Origin of the sequence: Dyella halodurans, assembly GCF_026283925.1 — a bacterium.
Lineage (GTDB): Bacteria > Pseudomonadota > Gammaproteobacteria > Xanthomonadales > Rhodanobacteraceae > Dyella > Dyella halodurans.
This window is the reverse complement of sequence record NZ_JAPDPF010000002.1, coordinates 311,791-330,659: the sequence shown is the minus strand read 5'-3', so window position 1 is coordinate 330,659 and position 18,869 is coordinate 311,791. Positions and strand designations below refer to the sequence as shown.

12 protein-coding genes are annotated in these 18,869 nt (G+C 64.6%); 3 read left to right on the top strand and 9 right to left on the bottom strand.

The genetic code is table 11. The annotated features are described in order from the left end of the window. The first annotated feature begins 83 nt into the window (after window positions 1-83). The 3 genes from OUZ49_RS05185 to OUZ49_RS05175 all read left to right on the top strand — a co-directional run bounded on the left by OUZ49_RS05185 (window position 84) and on the right by OUZ49_RS05175 (window position 3,977). Complete coding sequence (locus OUZ49_RS05185) at window positions 84-410, top strand: helix-turn-helix domain-containing protein (protein WP_266148922.1); 327 nt, start codon at window positions 84-86, stop codon at window positions 408-410. Between the two features lie 701 nt (window positions 411-1,111). After that, window positions 1,112-1,792 carry a hydrolase gene (locus OUZ49_RS05180; protein WP_266148921.1) on the top strand — a complete coding sequence of 227 codons (681 nt, stop codon included), beginning with the start codon at window positions 1,112-1,114 and terminating at the stop codon, window positions 1,790-1,792. Window positions 1,793-2,312: 520 nt separating this feature from the next. Continuing rightward, window positions 2,313-3,977 (top strand): GGDEF domain-containing protein, encoded by a 1,665-nt coding sequence (locus OUZ49_RS05175; RefSeq protein WP_266148920.1) that lies wholly within the window; start codon window positions 2,313-2,315, stop codon window positions 3,975-3,977. Window positions 3,978-4,020: 43 nt separating this feature from the next. On the opposite strand, the gene OUZ49_RS05170 is transcribed toward OUZ49_RS05175, so the two are convergent. The 9 genes from OUZ49_RS05170 to bcsB are packed head-to-tail and all read right to left on the bottom strand — an operon-like array spanning window position 4,021 to window position 18,386. Continuing rightward, on the bottom strand, window positions 4,021-4,215 hold the full coding sequence (locus tag OUZ49_RS05170) for a hypothetical protein (protein ID WP_266148919.1): 195 nt from the start codon (window positions 4,213-4,215) through the stop codon (window positions 4,021-4,023). Continuing rightward, window positions 4,215-5,798 (bottom strand): cellulose biosynthesis protein BcsG, encoded by a 1,584-nt coding sequence (gene bcsG / locus OUZ49_RS05165; RefSeq protein ID WP_266148918.1) that lies wholly within the window; start codon window positions 5,796-5,798, stop codon window positions 4,215-4,217. The genes OUZ49_RS05170 and bcsG overlap by 1 nt, the downstream gene beginning before the upstream one ends. An 11-nt stretch (window positions 5,799-5,809) precedes the next feature. Next, window positions 5,810-8,377 (bottom strand): UDP-forming cellulose synthase catalytic subunit, encoded by a 2,568-nt coding sequence (gene bcsA, locus OUZ49_RS05160; RefSeq protein WP_266148917.1) that lies wholly within the window; start codon window positions 8,375-8,377, stop codon window positions 5,810-5,812. Beyond that, window positions 8,374-9,180, bottom strand: coding sequence for a cellulose biosynthesis protein BcsQ (gene bcsQ / locus OUZ49_RS05155; protein ID WP_266148916.1), 807 nt, complete (start codon window positions 9,178-9,180; stop codon window positions 8,374-8,376). The genes bcsA and bcsQ overlap by 4 nt, the downstream gene beginning before the upstream one ends. Continuing rightward, entirely contained in the window at window positions 9,177-9,380 is a 204-nt protein-coding gene (locus OUZ49_RS05150) for a hypothetical protein (RefSeq protein ID WP_266148915.1), read from the bottom strand. Before OUZ49_RS05150 ends, bcsQ begins: the two co-directional genes overlap by 4 nt. A 7-nt stretch (window positions 9,381-9,387) precedes the next feature. Next, window positions 9,388-11,136 carry a cellulose biosynthesis protein BcsE gene (gene bcsE / locus OUZ49_RS05145; protein WP_266148914.1) on the bottom strand — a complete coding sequence of 583 codons (1,749 nt, stop codon included), beginning with the start codon at window positions 11,134-11,136 and terminating at the stop codon, window positions 9,388-9,390. A gap of 30 nt (window positions 11,137-11,166) precedes the next feature. Further along, window positions 11,167-14,955: a cellulose synthase subunit BcsC-related outer membrane protein gene (locus tag OUZ49_RS05140; RefSeq protein ID WP_266148913.1), complete on the bottom strand. Its 3,789-nt coding sequence runs from the start codon at window positions 14,953-14,955 to the stop codon at window positions 11,167-11,169. Beyond that, window positions 14,937-16,097, bottom strand: coding sequence for a cellulose synthase complex periplasmic endoglucanase BcsZ (gene bcsZ, locus OUZ49_RS05135; RefSeq protein ID WP_266148912.1), 1,161 nt, complete (start codon window positions 16,095-16,097; stop codon window positions 14,937-14,939). Before bcsZ ends, OUZ49_RS05140 begins: the two co-directional genes overlap by 19 nt. Before the next feature lie 27 nt (window positions 16,098-16,124). After that, on the bottom strand, window positions 16,125-18,386 hold the full coding sequence (gene bcsB / locus OUZ49_RS05130; RefSeq protein ID WP_266148911.1) for a cellulose biosynthesis cyclic di-GMP-binding regulatory protein BcsB: 2,262 nt from the start codon (window positions 18,384-18,386) through the stop codon (window positions 16,125-16,127). Window positions 18,387-18,869 lie beyond the last annotated feature (483 nt).

Sequence of the window (18,869 nt, the reverse complement as noted above, 5' to 3'; positions counted from 1 at the left end):
CAAATCCCCCTTGCCTGCCCCTTGCCCGAGTACCGCATCCAGAGGCGAGCCAACCCACGCGAATTCGCCGCAAGGGGCACATCGTGTCCAAGCGATATGCGCGGCTGCAGTCGGGGATGAAGCGGTCGGCTTGGAAGTGCCGTCAGCGTCGCGGAAGTCAAGCCAACGTCGGCAGTAACCGTGCGCTAGCTTCAACGTACCTGGATAAACTTGGCGTGCTTCGCTATGACGGAATTCATCTGGGCCTGAAGACTGCGCAAGATCAACTGGCGGATTTCGTCGGTTGTTCGCGACCTTTCCTCAATCGTGAGCTGAAGCAATTGGAGAAGGAGCTGGCCATTCAAGTGACCTTTTCCAAGATCGTCGTGCGGGATGAGCACCTACTCACATCCATTGTCATCGATGGATAAATGAACTCCCCTGGGATAGAGGCACGTTCAGCACCTAAACGCAGCGAGTCTGCGTCGGCGGCTATCAGGATTCTGCAGACGGGCCATCAAAGACCCCCTGGGCTGTCGGTTCCACCAATGCACCTTGAGCCGTCCTCCCGTGGCGCGGCAGGTCTAGTAAAAGACCAGCCTTGTCGCGTATTACGCGCGTTTCACACAAGCCGATGCACACTTTCCCGACGGTGGTGACCGTGGGCGCCAACGCCGCATTGCGCGTCAATATTTCGGATCTCGCCTCACTGGCCGCCAACACCTATTCGGCCACGACACGGACGCCACGCTTTGGGCTTTCGCTGGATTCTGATCCTCGGAATCGCCGACCTCATGAGCACTCAACGGGAACATCCAATTCGGCGCTACCTAATGGTGCCTACCTAGCGCTCGCAGTAACTGGCCTATTCCCGCTTCGTCGCCTTCGCGCCTGAGCCCGTGCACGTCGGTCGACCAGGTGATCCGTTGCGCCGATATCCCCAATCGTCAGGAGGCCCTGATATCACAGCATCCATCACGGACGTAGATGCGAAGCACCGCGGACGACGGAGGAAACGACTGTGATGTAGTGCCGGGATATTCCGCGATGCCTTGGGGCCAAAAAATGCCGGTCGAAGCACGCGTTGCGTGGAGTGCACTTGCTTACTACCCATCACCATAGGAATACGACCATGTCAAACCGTGAAGTTTTGACACCGCAAAATAGCCAGGTCCTCTTTATTGACCAGCAGCCTCAGATGGCGTTCGGCGTCCAGTCCATCGATCGTCAAACCCTGAAGAACAACGTGGTTGCGCTAGCGAAGGCCGCCAAGGCCTTCAATATTCCGACGACCATAACGACCGTTGAAACTGAAAGTTTCTCGGGCAACACCTACCCCGAACTCCTGGCCGTATTTCCAGACAAAGACATCCTGGAGCGCACGTCGATGAACTCGTGGGACGATCAAAATGTCCGCGACGCGTTGGCTGCCAACAAGCGGAAGAAGATTGTGGTCTCGGGGTTGTGGACCGAGGTCTGCAACGCAACGTTTGCCTTGAGCGCCATGAAAGACACGGACTACGAAATCTATATGGTGGCTGACGCGTCGGGGGGCACCTCGGTGGATGCCCACAAGTACGCAATGGACCGGATGGTGCAAGCGGGTGTCATTCCCATAACGTGGCAGCCCGTGATGCTTGAGTGGCAGCGAGACTGGGCGAGAAAGGAAACCTATGACCAGGTCATGGCGATCGTCAAGGAGCATTCAGGCGCCTACGGCATGGGCGTGGACTACGCGGTTACCCATGTCCACAAGGGCCCGGAACGCGTCAAGCACGGCAAGCGCATTGGCCCGAATCCTGTGAAGACATAAGGGCATCTGCTCGGCCCCCACTTGGTCGCGCCCCGACCGACTGCGGCAGAAAGGATTGCCCGGCGCCCCATCACGGCATAAAGCATTGCGACGACGGATGGCGACCTTGGGCCTGAGCCAGGGCCTGTCCACGCGGGGAAGTCCTTAGTCGGGATGCGTTCCCTCGACGACCGCGATCAGCGGTAGATCTACAGACCCAGAGGGGCCGGCCCTATTCGGCGCCGCTGGCACCGAGGCGCTTCTTGGCGGCTTCACATCCTCACATTTAGGGTTGCACCGGAGGCGGAACTACATCGCCCCAGGTTGGCATGGAAAGTCGCTGGGGATCGTGAGGATGCTTGTGCGCGCTTGTTCAACAATCCCGCTGCCTGGTCAGCCCTGGTAGCGGCGCCACCAAAAGCAGGACTTAGCGAGGGCCACCGCCGTCATGCCTGACAGGGCGCCAGCCAGCGATTCGGTCAATCGTCGATTTCGCCACATCGTCATTGTCATCTATGCCGTGGTGGTATCGCTGGTGCTCATGTTGTTTGTCGAGCAATGGCTGGGCTATCGAGACGCTGCCGAGGCGAAAAGAGAGTTTGCGGTGCTGCAGGCAGCACTGCGCACCATGGCCAGGCTCTCCGCCGAACGCCAGCCGACCTTTGCGATTCTGGGAGGGGGCGCACCGCCTGACGACTTGCAAATCGCAGCACTGGAACGCGCACGCCAGGGCACCGACATGCAACTGGATGAACTGGGCCGCGCCCTGCGCAACCCCAGGTGCCGAACCTGCGCACCCTTGCTTGCGCAATACGACCGCGTGCGCGCGACCCTGACCAACGCACGGCGTGAGCTGGACGCGAGCTTCCGGGTCGACCGCGGCCATGGCGACGTCACCGACATCCTGCTCGCGTTCGGCCACCTGGTGGATGCAATACCGATGCTTTCTTCCATCGCCGACGAAAGTGCGACTGGCGTTATCAGAGAGAACGCGGATGTACAGAGCTACTTGATGACCGTGCGGTTGGCGGCACTCCTGCGCGAACATGCCGGGCTGGTCGCATCGCGGTTCATACCGGCGCTGGTGGCCCACCGCCCCCTTACCGAGCGTGAGGCCCTCGACATCGCATGGACACTCGGCAAGATCGATCAGCTAAGGGCACTGATCGGCCCAAGTATCCATGGCTTACCGAGCTCGCTGCAGGCGGACTATTCCAATATCAATCAACGTTACTTCAAAAACGGGCTCACCTATATCGACAGCTTGCGATTGTCGATGGCCACGCCTGGCGGGGCGGGCATTTCGGTGATCCAATTTGGCGATTACTACACACCCCTGCTGACCGCCATCGACCGCTTCCGCGATGACACCCTGGCTCTGGCAGAAGCCACCATTCGCACTAGCTTGCACACGCACGCCATCTTGCTGGCTGGCGCAGGCCTGCTCGCCTTAGCGCTCACTGGCATCGTCCTGCTAATGGCTTGGCGATTCCGCGAGAAAATCGTACGGCCGTTTGTGGAAGCCAGAAGGCTGGTGCTGGCCATCGCCTCCGGCGACCTCGCCATATCCGTTCCCCGCTCCGGCTACCGGGGCGAGGTGAAGGATTTGTTTGGTGCCGTGGGCGTCCTCAAACAAAATAGCGTCGAACGGCTCCGCCTCGAAAGAGAGCGCAAGCGCCTGATCGGTGAACTTCGGACCATGGCCGAGACGGACGCACTGACCGGCCTGCTCAACCGTCGGGCCTTCAGCGACAAGGCTACGGCCATGTTGAAGGACCAGCGGCAGGCCGCGCCGTACGTGGCGCTGGTGATGCTCGATATCGACCACTTCAAGCAGATCAATGACACCTACGGCCATGAGACCGGCGACCGCGCCCTGGTGACGCTGTCCGCGCTCTGCCGTGATACCTTGCGTGCAGACGACCTGCTGGCGCGCGTCGGCGGCGAGGAATTTGCGATCCTGCTTGGCGTCGAGAGCCCCGCCCAGGCCCGCGAACTGGCCGAGCGGCTGCGAGGGCGACTTCATCAGGAAACCGTCTCGGCTGTCGATGGCGCCGAGTTCGGCATGACGGCCAGCTTTGGCATTGCGATCGAACGGCGAGCCAATGCGCCTGAACTTGAAGCGCTGCTCCGGCGAGCTGACGCCCTGCTCTACCGCGCCAAGGAGCATGGTCGCGATCGCATCGAGGCCGACGACGAGACCTGATGCACCATCACGGCCGCGGCTGGTCCTCGCAGACGAGCCTTGCTCATCGATGCCCGTCGCCACCGCCATTGGCTTGGAAGACCGCAGCCAGCAAGGGCCAGCGCCGCGTGGCGGCGAGCCAGACATCCTGCTCCTGACTGTCGTAGTAACGCGACGGATCGATGCCTTCGATATGGCCCGCAAAGGCTTCGATGTCGTCCGGGATCAGCTTCAGGTGTTCGTCATGCGGATCGGCCATCACTTGCCCTCCATCCAGACGCCCTCCGGCGTGTGGATCACATAACCATTGGCTGTACTCAAGGTCACCGTCTTTTCGTTCTCGCCCACCATGCGCGTCTGCGGCAAGTCCGTGGCGTATTGCTGCAAGGGCGGCGCACCCGCGCGGAACGGACTATTGGCCACCAGTCCGGAAATCAGCTGCGCCAGCGCGAGGTAGCTGGTAGGCGTATCGATGACCACGGGAGGCCCCTGCTTCTGCGCGGCCGTCGGCAACCCGATCAACTTGACGCCAACCGGTACATGGATGATGCGTGGCGTCGGTATATCGCGCAATCCGGAGATCTGCCCGGCATCGCCGCGGAAGGCCGCGCCGTGCTCGGGCACGAACACCAGCACGGCCTTGCGCCCGGAGCGGCCGATGAGATCGATCAGTCGATCGACATCACCGAGCAGATTCTTCAGACGTATCGGGAAGGATTGCTGGCTGGTCAGATTGCTGTTGGGCAGGCGGTTGCCGTCATGCAAGGTCACTGTGTTGTAGTACAAGGCCACCGGACCACCACCCCGGTCGACGCGGCCCTGGTACCACCTGGCCAGGGCGTCGTAATCGCCCGCCAGCGGCGAGCCATCGAACTCCTTCATCACCACCGGCAAGCCTGCGGTCGATTGTGCCTGCAGGCCGGCGATCCCGATCTCGCGCTGGACGGTGCCGCGGAAATCGTCGAAGTGGCCATCGTGATTCATCATGAACTGGACGTCGTAGCCGGCAGCCGCCAAGTCGGCGAAGATCTGGCAACCCTGGGGCGCCGGGCTGTACAGATCCGCATGGGCCTGCTGTCCGCAGGAGGCGCGCAGCACACGGATCGCGGCCGGGCCGCTGTAGCTTGCCGCACTGCTGAAGTTCTTGAAGAGGTAGTCGAAACGGCCGAGCAACGGATTGTCGCTCATGTTGACGGCGTCCAGGTCATCCCAGGACAGCGAACAGATATGGATGACGATGATGTCGAACTGCACGGCCGGGTCGGCGCTCATGGGAAAGAACGAAACGCGCCGATTTGCCTCACCCCGGCGGAACGCAGCGAGCTGCTCGTCGTAGCTGCCGGTGGTGGCATTGGCACCGGCCTCGGCCGCCGGGGTATTCGCAGCAGCGCCATTGGTGTAGCCGGAGGGTGCAGCGACCTTCGCGGCTAGCGCCCCGACACCTTCCAACAGCGGAAACAGGACCAGGGCAAGCAGCACGAACGTGGTGACCCGCACCCAGCGGTTGATCACGACATAGGCCACCACCGCCGCAATCGGCACATAGACCATGGCCGGCGTGAAGATGCGTTGTGCCAGCTCCATCATATAGGCTGGCGAAAAGGCTGCGAGTGCGGGTATCTGGCGCAACACATACCCGAACGGCGGCAGGTCCGACTCGCGGTACGCCAGTGCCGCGCCTGCCAGCAGGGCGAGCACCAGGCGCAGTACACGCTGCCAGCGCTGCCGCAGCGGAACGATCAAGGCGAGTGCGAACAGCAGGTTGAGCCACCACAACGGCCTGAGCTTGCCCACCGATGCCAGGTAGAACTTGGCGATGAAGTAGAGATTCCAGAATTCCATGGGCTATCCCGTCATCCTGGCTGGCGCGGGCGGCGCAACACGGTGGTCTCGATCGCATCCAGGGCGGCGTCGAACAGGCGCAGCACACCCTGGTAACCCATCTCGATTACCTCGATAAAACTGTGCAGCGGTGCATCCCGTACGAATTGCTCATCCCAGCGCACCCACGCATCGGCGCGGCCAAACGTGCACTGCACGAGTTGCAGCTCCTTCTCGTACGACCAGTCCTCGAACTTGAGGCCCAGATGCATTTCGGTATTGCGTGCCACCACGGCGCGGAAGTAGTACTCCATGGAGCCTCTCTGCAAGGCCACGCCGAGCGTCTCGCCGCGTTTCAGTCCCAGCGGCTCGGGTAGCACGATGCCCAGACCGCCCGTGGAGTAATTCTCGGTGTGGCAGGCAATCGTCTTGCCGTCCGGCAGGATCAGGGTGGCCGGCACCCGCAGCGGCACGTGGTGCGCGACCCGAACCTGCTTTGCCTCCTTGGCCACGCCGACGGCGGCGCCGAGCATGGCCACGTTGAACAGGCCCCACACCATGTTCATCAATACCGTGACGGGCTCGTCCCTCTGCACGGTAAAGATGCGCACCACGCCAGCGACCAGGCCCGCCAGGTTCAGCGCAAGCAACCACATGTATGGCTTGGAGGTACTCCAATCGAGGTACGCCTCTTCGATCAGCCCGCCCTTGGCGGTGACGTTGAACTTGCCCTTCTTGGGATTGATGAAGGCAACGGTCGTTGGCATCACCGTGTACCAGGCAAGCACCGACTCATACACCTCGGCCCAGAACGAATGACGGTACTGGCCCTGGATGCGCGAATTGGCCAGCCCCGCGACATACAGATAAGGCAACACATACGCCATCACCGATACGGCGTCCGCATTGAACACGTGCAGGCCGAAGAACAGGTACGCGCACGGCATCACCAGGAAGATCAGGCGCGGGAAACCATAGAAGAAATGCAGCATGGCGTTGCTGTAGCAAACACGCTGGAAAAAGCTCAGCCCTTTGCCGATCCACGGGTTGTCCACCCGGAAGATCTGCGCCATGCCACGGGCCCAGCGGATACGCTGGCCGACCAGTCCCGACAGGCTCTCCGTCGCAAGTCCCGCTGCCTGCACGATGCGCAGGTAGGCGCTGCGATAGCCGCGACGATGCATTTTCAGCGCCGTGTGCGCGTCCTCGGTCACCGTCTCCACGGCAATGCCGCCCACCTCCAGCAGCGGCGCGCGCTTGATCACCGCGCACGAGCCACAGAAGAAGGTGGCGTTCCAGAAGTCGTTGCCGTCCTGGATGAGCCCGTAGAACAGACTGCCCTCGCTGGGCACGCGCATGAACGTGTCGTAGTTGCGCTCGAACGGATCGGGCGAGAAGAAATGGTGCGGGGTCTGCACCAGCGCGCACTTCGGGTCGGCCAGGAACTCGCCCATGGTGGTCTGCAGGAACGAGCGCGTCGGGATATGGTCGCAGTCGAAGATGGCGATGTACTCGCCACTAGTCAGCCCCAGCGCATGATTGATATTGCCGGCCTTGGCGAAGTGGTGCTCCTCGCGGGTGAGGTAACCCACGCCGACCTCGGCCGCGAAGCGCTGGAATTCCTCGCGACTGCCGTCGTCCAGCACATAGACGCGCAGCTTCTCCCGTGGCCAGTCCATGCTCTTGGCCGCCAGCACGGCCGGACTGACCACGCTCAGCGGCTCGTTATAGGTGGGAATATAGACGTCCACCGTCGGCCAGCTGTCCCTGTCCTCGGGCAGCGGCATGGGTTTTCGATGCAGCGGCCACGCCGTCTGGGCATAGCCGAGGAACAGCACGATCCAGGTATAGAATTCCGCCGAGTACAGGATATAGCCGAACACCGTTTCAACCGCGCTTGAAAAACGCAGGGTTTCGGTGGTTCGCCACCAGATGTAGCGCCCCGCCATCAGGATCGACAGCGACACCATCAGCATGGTCGGCCAGCGCCCCGGTATATGCCGCACCACCACCATCACCAGGCAGACCAGGACGAACAGCCGGAACTGCGCGGCCAGCGGTACCGGCGTGGTCCAGAACGCCAGCGCCGCGGCCAGCGCCAGCAGTAGGACCACCGGCCTGACATACGGCACACGATCGAGCTTGAACGACCATTCGTCGATACGCTCGCTTACTTTTTGCCAGGGCACGCTGGGCAATCGCTCGGACACCGCGTGCGTTGCGCGACCCACGGCGCCATAGGCCGGGGCGAGCCAACGGCTGATGCGCCCCGCCAACATGGACCGACGCTGCTGGCCACGATGATGGCGTGCATGATGCAAGCTGGCGGCGAGGTGCACGCGACGCCGTAGCGGCCGAAAGAACAGGCGCTTCATCCACACGCCGGCGCCCTCCCCTGCGCCGATGTGCAACTCCTCGTGCAGGTGTTGCGCCAGCGTGTCGCTCCATTGCATGGCCCAGTCCGGCTGACCGGATCGCGGCGGCCTGAACAACAGCCGCAGCAGCCACAGGCGACGACTGCCATCCGCGTCGACGCCGAGCTGGTGTGCCAGCGTCGCCTTGATGCGCGCCATCGCAGACACGGATGCCGCGCCGCTCATGGCGCTACTCCAGAGGCATGAGCGTGTGAATTCGCCGCTCGCTTGGCCCAGGACGACAGCCACGACGCCAGGCCCTGCAGGTCGTGCGCGGCCTGCGAATGCGGCGCGCTGAGATGAAAATTCTGGTTGCGTGCCAGCGCCTCGGGAATACCGGCATCCGCATGGATGCGATACGCAGACAGCTCCGCCCCGAGCGCATGGCGCAACATCGCCAGGATGTCGATATGCAGCTGGGCTGCCGGCGACACCGCATTGGCGACATACAGGCCCGGCTTGCCCAGCCGCTTCAGCTCGGCACGCAGGCGCGGCAGCGTGGCGCAGGCCAGTGGTCGCGGGGGCACCACCACCAGCACCAGGTCGGCGGCGTCGATCGCCTGCGCGGCATGCACGGACGGCCACGTCGCAGCATCGACCAGGGCCACGCCGGAGGTGGGCAGGTCCACACGGCCAAGCAGGCCGCGCAACCATGAAGGTTGCGCCTGCAGGACCGTTGCCATGTGCTGGTCCCGCTCGACGTCGGGTTCGCCGTGATCGCCGCCTGCACTGCCCCAGGGCAACCACAACACGCCGTCATCGCCCTCCAGGGCAGCCTGGCCCACGGTGTCGGCAGCTGTCGACGCATACGAGGCCACTCCGTGCCGGGCCGGCTCATGCAAGCCGCAATACGTCGCCAACACGTTGGCGGGATCGCACTCCACCGCGAGCACGGCGTGCTCGCGCGCCTTCAACAGGCCGGCCAGCATGGCGGTCAGCGTGGTGCGGCCCGCCCCGCCTACCGAGGAAATGATCGCGATGGTCTTCATGCGCGCCTTCCCTCGCGATCCTGCTGCCGCTTGCCCAGCAAAACCAGCGGCTGCAACTGTGCCGGCAAACGCACCGAGCGACGACGCAGCAAGGACAGCAGGCGCGGCACCCAGTACGCCAGGTGCAGCCGCCAAGCCAGCCACCACAGCGGCGCAGCCAGCAGCAGTCCCCACACGAAAGAGTCGAGAAAGAGGCTCATGGCGCTGCTAACCCGGGAGCTTGAACGGCAGCGCGGCGACGCGCGGTGGCGATACGGCGACGGCGCCGGCCGATTCCCTGCTGGCCATGTCGGCCATGCTCCACAGCGGCAGGCTTGCGGGTGACGGCGCCGGCGGCTCGTCGTGGGTGGCGGCGTCGCCCGCCGGCGCCGCACTGGTCGGCATCGGCTCCAGCAGGCTCGAATAATCCGGTGGCGGCAGTTCAGCGATATCGTTCTCCAGCGTATCCAGCTCGCTGAGAATCGAGTCGCGATCGCCAGCGCGCAATTCACCGCGGAACAGTTCCGGCAGCGGCCGCTCAAACACGTTGGCGACGGCCTTGCCGGCATCATCGACGTGACAGGCGAACAAGAACACATACACGCTGTCGCCGCTGGCCGTGCACAGGTCGCCGGCGCGACGCATCCTGCAGGCTTTGATCGCGTCGATGGCGGCCACGTCCGACTCCAGCATCAATTGCAGCAACACGTTCGGCAGGCGGACGGGACGGCTGCGCTCCATCGCCTCGCGCACCAGCGCCACGAAACGCTGCGCGGGCACATAGCCGCTGGTGGAATCGGACATCGCCGCGGACAGCGCGGCGCGGTAGTCGTCTGGCACGGCACGCGAGAACACCTGCCCCTGCACCCCTTCCACGATCACCTCCATCTGCCCGAACGAGGTGCTGCGCGGAATGATGCCGTTGGCACCCAGGGTGGACAGCACCAGCTCGTAGCGGATGCTGACGTTGTCTTCGCGGATGAGGATCTTCAGCGCCTTGCCGCATTCCCGGCGCAGGAAGTTCACGTGCTTGGCCAGCTTGGCCAGGTTCTCCTTGATGCCGTAATGCAGGATCACGGTGGCGGCGACCGCATGCGTGGCCGCCACCACCAGGGCATCGTTATCGGCCAGGACCTTCCAGTCCCGCGGCACCGATCGCTCATGCAGGACGGCGTCACGCGACACCATCACCACGTTTTCGTCCGGCGCCAGCAGGCCGACGCGTTCCTGCGTCTCATCGATGACCGCCACCAGTCGATGATCGGTGGGCGAAAAGCGCAGCGGTATCGATTCGTTGGCCGCCAGCGCACCGCGGTTGTCGCGCCAGAACGCCACCTCCCAGCGATATTCGCCCTGCACCTGGCGCAGCTGCGCCGCGCCACCGAAACGGATCTGGAAATCGGCCAACGGCAGGAAACCACCACCTTCCTGCACCATGGGCGGCAGCATGACCAGGAGCACGCTGTGGCGGGTACGCGCGCACCAGCTGGCCAGGGCGGCGCCCTGGCGGATCAGGGTGGCGCGATCCTGCCAGGCGAAGCAGGCCGCTGCGCCCTCGATCAGGAACTGCGTGGCAGGCCCGGCACATTGCTCGGACATGGCCTGCAGCGCCTCGATCAGCACCTCGCAGCCATCGCGGTTGGCGGGCATGCGCAAGGCACACACGTTGGCGCGGTGGTGCACCCTGCCTGGCTCGTCGATATCCATGCCGTGCTGCTTGAGCGCCTGCGCGATCTCCTGCGCCGAGCGCGTGGACAGCACATTCACCGGAATGAGCAAGGAGTTGACCGCGGTCTTCCAGAACAAGGTATCCCGTGCGGCGGAACGATTCGCGTACACCGCATAAACGTAGCCCGTGGCCAGCGCAGCCAGCGACGGCGGCAACCCATCGATGGCCAGCGACTGGTTCAGGCGCAGAATGGCTGGCGAGAGGTGCGGCCGGTTCGTATCGGTACCTGGTTGGGAAACCTTCGTCACAATGGTCGTCCGATGTGGCAAGACTGCCGGTCAATACGAGGAATACGGTTTCACGGGATCGGGAGGGAACGGCACCGGCAAGCGCTGCTTGTCGAAGAAATAGCGCAGATAGATCGTGCCAAGGTTGGGAGCGTAATCGTGTGAACGATCCAGCTTAAGGCGCGTGCCGATGACCCACTGCGGCGCGATGCGATACTCCAGCGCGGCCGCCACCGTGTAGCTGAAGCCGCCGCCGGTGCCGTTGCCGAAGTACGGCGATCCCAGGCTAGCAGCCGCCATGCGCGCCACCGCCTGCATCTGCAAGTCGGGGCGGGTGGGAAAGAACGGCGCTTCGTCCTCGCGCGTCCAGGATTTGCCCACCGACGCCTCCAGCTCCCACGACCAGCGTTCGCGGCGCCCTGTCCAGTCCAGCGGAATCGAGACGGACACGTACTTCTGCGGACTGTAGTAGCCACCATTGCCAAACGTGTAGAAATGCTGGTTGTTGTCGTAGTGCCAGTAATTGATCACCAGGCCGCTGCTGAAGCGCTGATCGGGCCTGACCAGCACGGGCCAGTCGATGCCCGTGCGCACCTTGAAGTCGTGGTTGTCCTCCACATGGTGACCGGTCAACTCACCGTATCCCACCGAGGCGAACAAGGTGGTGATGCCCACGTCATGCGCGCCGCGAACGTTGATTCCTGTGTGCACCACGCCGCCCCAGGTCTCGCCCGAAGCAGGATCCCTCGCTCCCGCATAGGAAACGAGGCTACTGGTCACTGGGCGGCGGGACACGTCCACGGTCAAGGACGAGCTGTAGAAATCGTGCCGGTACAGGAATCCACCCAGCACGTTGGTGACGGTGAAGCCGAGCGGCGTGCTGCCGATATCGGCGCGCCAGCTGTTGTCGGCGCCATTGAACTCGTAGCCCGCGGCCAGGGCCACGCCCTTGTCGTTCTCCCGCACCGGCGCCAGGCCCGCGTTGCCCAGCGCCGCGATCTGGCCGAACTCGTAGGCGGGGTCGAACTGGTCGGCCCGCAAGCGCCCGGTGTCGAGCAATACCGGATCGGCGTGGAAGAAGTAGTGCCCGGTATAGCCGTCGGGAATGCGCGCGTAAATCGGTATCTCGGTGGCATTGAGCCGCGAGATGCCATCGGTGCCGGAGAGGTTGGACTGAATCACCCCCATCGCCAGCTGGCCCTGGCGTCGGTCATCCAGCCCCTGCAGCGCACGTCCGGCCGAAGTCAGGCCGTCTTCGGGGCTGGGCGTTTCGCCCTCGCCCTGTTCCTGCGCCAGCGCCGTGCGGTAAAGCCGGGCGGCGCCGTTGAAGTCACCCTCGGCCTGCGCCACTCGCCCGGCCTGCAAGGTCACGTCGGAACGATCGGGATACTGCTGTCGCAAGGGATCGACCACGGCACGCGCCTCGGCGCGTCGCCCCAGCGCCGAGAAACGACGCGCCACGGCCAGGCGCGTATCCACGTCATCGGCCGGCGTATCGGCCAGTACCTCGCGCACCGTCTCTTCAGCTTCCCTGCGTTGCCCCCTGTGCGCCTGCATGCGGGCGATGGTCAGGCGCGCATCGACATCGCCGGGATGGTTCACCAGCACCTGGCGGGCAGCGGCCTCGGCGCCACGGTAATCGCGCCTCGCTTCGAGCAGCTCCGCCTGGGCCAGTAGCCAGCGCCGATCGGCCTTGCCCGCATCCGGCACTGCATCCAGCGTGTGTCCCGCCCGCTTCAGCTCACCCGCATCGATCTGTCGGCCGGCCGTGCGCAGCGACAAGCGCAGCAGCTGGTCATCGAATTGCGCCTGCTGTTCCTGGGTGACGCCAGGGCGTGCGCGCGCATCGGCGATCCAGGCCGGCAGCTGGTCGTCGCGGTTCGCTGCCGCCAGCAGTTCGCCGTAGCGCAAGCGCACGCTGATGGCCGGGTCGCTGGGATGGGCATCCAACCAATCGCGCACCAGCTTGAGGCCCTTGTCCGGCTCGCCCAGCGCAATCCACTCGCGCGCCACGCTGGCCAGCATTTGCGAATCATCCCTGGACTGCGCGGCCAGGCGGTCGAGCCGTTGCCCCGCCTCTTGCCGACGCCCTTTCGCCACCAGTTGTCGAATCTCGCGCAGCTCGCGCTGGGCCTGCAGGTTGCTGGCCAGTTCGCGCATGCCGGTCGACCGATCCGCGGTGGGCACCTGCGCCAGCACCGCGCTGGCGCCGTCGATGTCGTCCAGGGAGTTGAGATAGAGCGCCGTGGCGTAGCGCATGTCCGGCGTGGGCGCGAGCGCCAATCCGTCTTCCATCACCGAACGCCCCAAGGCCGGCAAAGCGAGGTCGCGGTACTGCCGTGCCAGCGTGTAGCGCAGCCAGGCGTCCTGCGGCGTGAGGCGTATGGCCCGCTCCAGCGTCAGCACGGCCGCGCCATGCTTTTCCTCGGCGATCAGCTGGTCGGCCTGGATCGACAACAGATGCGCGCGAAGCTTGAGCATGGCCTCGCCTGAGCCCGAGTAACGCTGCTCGGCTCGTTCGATCAGTGGGGTGACTTCGTCCGCGCGATGGGTCTGGATCAGCACCTTGGCCAGCAAGGCCAGCGCATCCACGTTGGGTTGTGCTGCGTCCACCATCGGGCGCAACACGGCCTCTGCCTGGGCCCACTTCTCCTGCGCGATCAGCGACGTCGCCAGCACCTCTTTCGCATCGGCCTGGTCGGCCTGCTGGCGCAACGCTTCGCGCGCCAGCGCTTCGCCCTGTTCCGGATGGCCCTCGGCATTGGCCGCCCGCGCCTTCGCCAGCGTGCCCCAGAACGTGCTGGTCGCCATCAGGCTGCGCCACTTGGCGGCGTTGTCCGGATCGAGCTGCAACGCACGGGCAAACTGGGCGCGCGCCTCGTCATGGCGACCCTCGCGCATCAGGGTCAGGCCCTGGTTGCCCGCCGCCTCACCCTCGCGCGCCGTGGCCGACGGCACGCTGGGCGCCGCCCCACCCGTGGCCGTGGACCCGCTGCCCCTGGGTGGCCCCACGTAGGTCGCGCCGCCCTTCTTGGCCAGGGCTGCCAGGGCGGCTTGCGCGCCGGTGTCGTCGGGCACTTCCTTGAGATAGCGCTGGTACCAGACGTAATACGCCGGGTCGTCACTGCCGGCACTGTTGAGTGCGCGTCGCCACAAGTCGAGCGCCCGCGCGCGGTTGCTGTCCTGGCGCTGATAGACCCGATAGATGATGTCCAGGCCTTCGACCATGGTGTCGCGTCGGTCGGTCAGCAGGTTGGCCAGGGTCAGGGCCAGATCCAGGTCGTCAGGATCCTCGGCGACGCGCGTGCGCAGTTCAGCAATGGCCCGGTCGCGCCCGCCCGGCGCGCCCGCCATCACGCGGTAGTAACTGTCAGCCAGGGCGCCACGGGGCGCACCGTGGGGAAACAACGCCTGCATCTGCTGCCAGCCCTCTTCCGGCTTGCCCGAGTGAGCCAGCAGGAGCGCCTGCGCCAGGGCCATCTTGTCGCTGGTGGCCAGGCGGTACGCGTCGGCCAGCTCAAGCGTGGCGGGATGGTTTGGAGCAAGCGCCTGCAACTTCTGCAACAGTTTGGCGGCTTCAGCGGGTCGGTTCGACGACAGCTCGACCTCGCCCATCAGGGCCAGCGCGTCCGGTTGCGTGGGGTCGATCAGCAGCGCCTTCGCAACGATGCCACGCGCCATGTCGGGCCGGTTCTTGGACTGCCATACGCGCGCCGAGTCGAGCAGTTGCTTCATCGGCGGACTCGGTGCCGTCTGTGCCCACATGCACAGCGGCGCGCTGGCGACCGCCACCAACGCCGCCACCGGCAGCCACAGGTCGCTTAGTGCGCCGCGGGACATGTCGTCGTCCAGGCAGGCGTCACCGAACCCGCCGCATCGAAACGATAAAGCCCATCGAGATAGCCAAGGCCAAACAGCGACAGCACCTGGCTGTAGTAGCCCAACGGCGCCTGGTGCGAGCGAGCGCGCTGCACCTGGGCCTCAGCCAGATCGTTCCGGCCCAGCGCGGCCAGGTAGGGCGCCACCGCGGCGGAGAAGCCTTCGTTGCCGGCATTGCTGCCTGCCGTGCCGGTGCGGGTATCCACGCGCTCGGGCGGAAAACCGTGGGCCACCACGAAATCTGCCAGCGGATGAAACGCACCCAAGGCCGCGGCTCGCGATGGCGCATCAGGCGCGAGCATGCCCGCCCACAAATAGACGCGGATCGCGTTGTAGGCACCCTCGGCCTTGGAGGCCTCGTCTGGCAGAAAGCCCTGGTCGCGGCGATACAGCACCCAGTCGGGCGAAAAGCCGTGCGGTGCGGTTTCCGTCACCAGTTTCACCGAACTGTCGAATACGGCCTTCCATTCCGCCTGGTCTGGCAGCGCTGTCGCCATATGGCGCACGACCTGCAGCGGGACGTAACTGGGGTTGAGCCGCCAGACGTCCTCCTGCGGATGAAACCCCACCGGGCCAGGCAGCAAGGTGCGTCCCAGGCTGGGCAGCACCGCCGTTTCCTTGGCCAGGATGTTGCGCGCAAGCACCGTGCCCAGCGCGGTGTAACTACGCTCATGCCAGAGCCGCCCGGCTTCCAGCAGCGCGTAGGCGATCCACAGGTCCGCGTCCGAAGCGGCATTCGCATCAATCACGCCCCACGCCGGCGCGGCAGTCTTGTCCTGGTTGCCGCCTGCACCGGCCTTCGCTTCCAGGCGCCCCCAGATCCACGCCGGCAAATGGGTGGTCAGATCACCCTGGGCCAGATTGTTCTGGGTCCAGTTGAGCACGCGGTCGAAGGTGGCACGATCATTCGCCACCAGCGCGAAGAACAGCGCGTAGGACTGGCCTTCGGACACGGTGATCTGCTGTGGCGAGCTGTTGTCGATGACGCGACCGTCATCGCTCATCGTGGTGTGCTTGAAGCTTTCCCAGTCAGGCCAGGCGCAACTGCCCGCCATCGCGCCGCCGGATGCGGCCATCGTTGCCGCCATCAGCAGCACTCGCATCAGCGGAATCCGGACGCCGCGCATGCGTCACCTGTCGAGACGACGTGCAGCGATACGACCCAAGGCCCAGAACACGGTCAGTGCGACGAACAGGCCTGCCAGCACGCCGGAGAGCGCCATCAGCGCGGGATAGCGGGAGATATGTATCCACAGCCACGCATACCACGGCAGATGGCCAACGAAGTAAGTGTCGCCCACGCTCAAGCCGGTGACGATCTTTCCCCGCACCACGGTGAGGTCGCCACGAATTTCACTGACCCTTGTGTCGTCACCCAGGGCATCCAGCAGGCGATCAAGCTGGTCCGACGAGCTGGCAGCCAGCGCCACCACGCTCCTGCCGCGCGCGAGTGGCGATTCAAAGCCCACGAACGCCGCCGTAGGACCATTGACGATCAGCGCGGCGCGACCCGTGGGAGCGTTCATCGCGCGGCTGCTTACGCTGGCCTGATCGCGCAAGGCCAGCTCGTTGCGGCTGCGCTCGATCAGCATCGGCAAGCCCTGCCCCCATGTGGTCAGCAGCTGTCCTGATGAACCTGTGCCGATCACCAACAAGTCGCGATCGTGCACCGTGTCCACCGCACTGGCGGGCACCAGGGTGACGCGCAACGCAGGCAGGCCGCTCCAGCGCCCCAGCTGACCCAGCATGGTCAACGTCGCCTCCAGCTCCTTGGCATCGGGCGCATCGGGCACCACCACGGCGGTGTCGGCCAGATCGGCCATGCGGGTGAACGGGAAGCCGCTGTTGGCGAAGAACGCCAGGTTCGGCATCGCCGTGTAATGCACGAACTGGCTGAAGTCGATGCTGGATTCAGGATCGATCGAGGCGCGCGCGCTGTCACTGGCGGTGGCTACGCACAGACCGGTCTTCTGCGAATCCAGATGGAATTCGAACTGGAACTGGTTGTTGCCGCCAATCTGCAGCGCCGGCACGCGCACCTCCTCCTCGCCACGCGCTTCGGCGCCCGACAGCAGCGGCACGTTGAACTGCCGCTCCACGCCCGAAGGATTCGCCGGCCGCAGGCGCACCGAGCGCAACAGCTGGTTGTTAATGCCCACGTTGAGAATCGAGTCGTTGACGATTGACGGTGCCGTGTAACGATAATGCACATCCAGCGGCACGCTATGCCGTGCCCAGGCGAACAGATCCGGCGGCAGGCGCATGTCAACGCGGATCGGGAGCGGGTTGAAGCCGGATACCTGCAGCTGCTGCGGATCGGCAACCAGCTCCTTGAACAGCAGCGGGCGATTCACTGGCTGCCAATTGGGTGCATCGTATGGCTGACGCTCCGGGCCCATGTCCACGGTCTTCACGATGGCTGTGTCGCCCGCCATGCCGGCCTGACCGAGCACCAGCGCGTTGGCGGCCAGCTGCAACTCCTTGGCATCGCGCCCCGCGATCACCAGCAGCTTGAAACCAGACTCGGGTGGACTGGCGGGATTGGCCATCACCATCACGGTCGGCCCCTTGATCTCGCCCAGGTTGACTCCTGCGGGCTGCGCGTTCGGCAGCGCGAAGGCAATGGCATGAGTACCCGCTGGCGGCGTCGGCGATACCGGAAAGCGTGCGCCGCGCCACTGCGCCAGCGCGCCGAGCCACGACGAAACCACACCGGCCGCACGCAAGGTGGACGGATCGGCATGCGCCGGCAGCACAAACGGCACCGTCACCCGCCGATTGTCGCGACTATCGAAGAACGGTGCCGGCAGCAGGGCCAGGTTGCTCGGCAGGCTGATGCGCGACGTAGTGAGGCTCATCGCCGTGTTGGGGCTGATTTCCGCCCACAGCGAAGAGTGATACGGGTCTTCGCAGTGATCGAGCGTGTAGTGCGCGATCATTTGCACGCTGATGCGGTTGAAGTCCGTGAACAAGCGAGGATCGAAATCAATCACCTTGGTCACAGGCTGGCCGGCCAAGGCCTTTTCCAGTGGCAGCGTGGTGATGGTCTCGCCGTTGATGGAAACCTTCAGATGCGAAAGCTCGAAGATCAACGCCGGCGAATAGCTATAGACCAGGGTGAGCTTGGCCGCCGTCACCACCTCGTCATTGCGAACCGACACATTCAACGCGGCGTTCGAGTCCGTGCCGCGCAGCCTGATCACGCCATAGGCACCCATCTGACTCAGGGAAAGCTCGCGGGTTTCGCCAGGCGCAGCGCCAGGCGTCACGACGAGATCGTTGCCGGCTTGCGCAGGAGCGCTCGTAGTCGCGGGCGCGGGTGCCTTGCTCACAGCGCCGCTCTTGTCGCCGTTCTGGTTGGCGCTGGCCAACGCATTGGCAGCCAAAGCCAAGGCACACCCCAGGAGCAAGACGCGTCGACGAACACGATGAGAGAGCCACATGACGTGTTGCCTTGGATGATTGATGGAACGTCGCAGACTCGACGGGCCTCTCCGCGGGCTCAGCATCCCCAACCCGTACCCTGTCAATCAATGGTTGCTCGGGGCACGCTCGGTTGCAGGCCCAACCCTAGGTGCAGCCCATCATCGACACCGTGTTCCCCAAGCCTCCCGCTGCGTGCATCGCCCCGATTCTGCAAGTGTCACTACCGTCCCCGACTCAGGCCGGCCAACGATCACTGGGCATCCATGCGGCCAAGAGCAAGAACATCGTTACTTGTCTGAAACGAATAATGAAACGGCGATAAAGGAAACGTGAATCACCCGGCATGTGCCTCGATCTGGTGCATACACGATGGGGCGAACAAGACCAGCGCATGAGAACCGGCCGCCGATTCGGGCAAGCAGGATCCTCGAGGCTGTGATGCGTCGGTG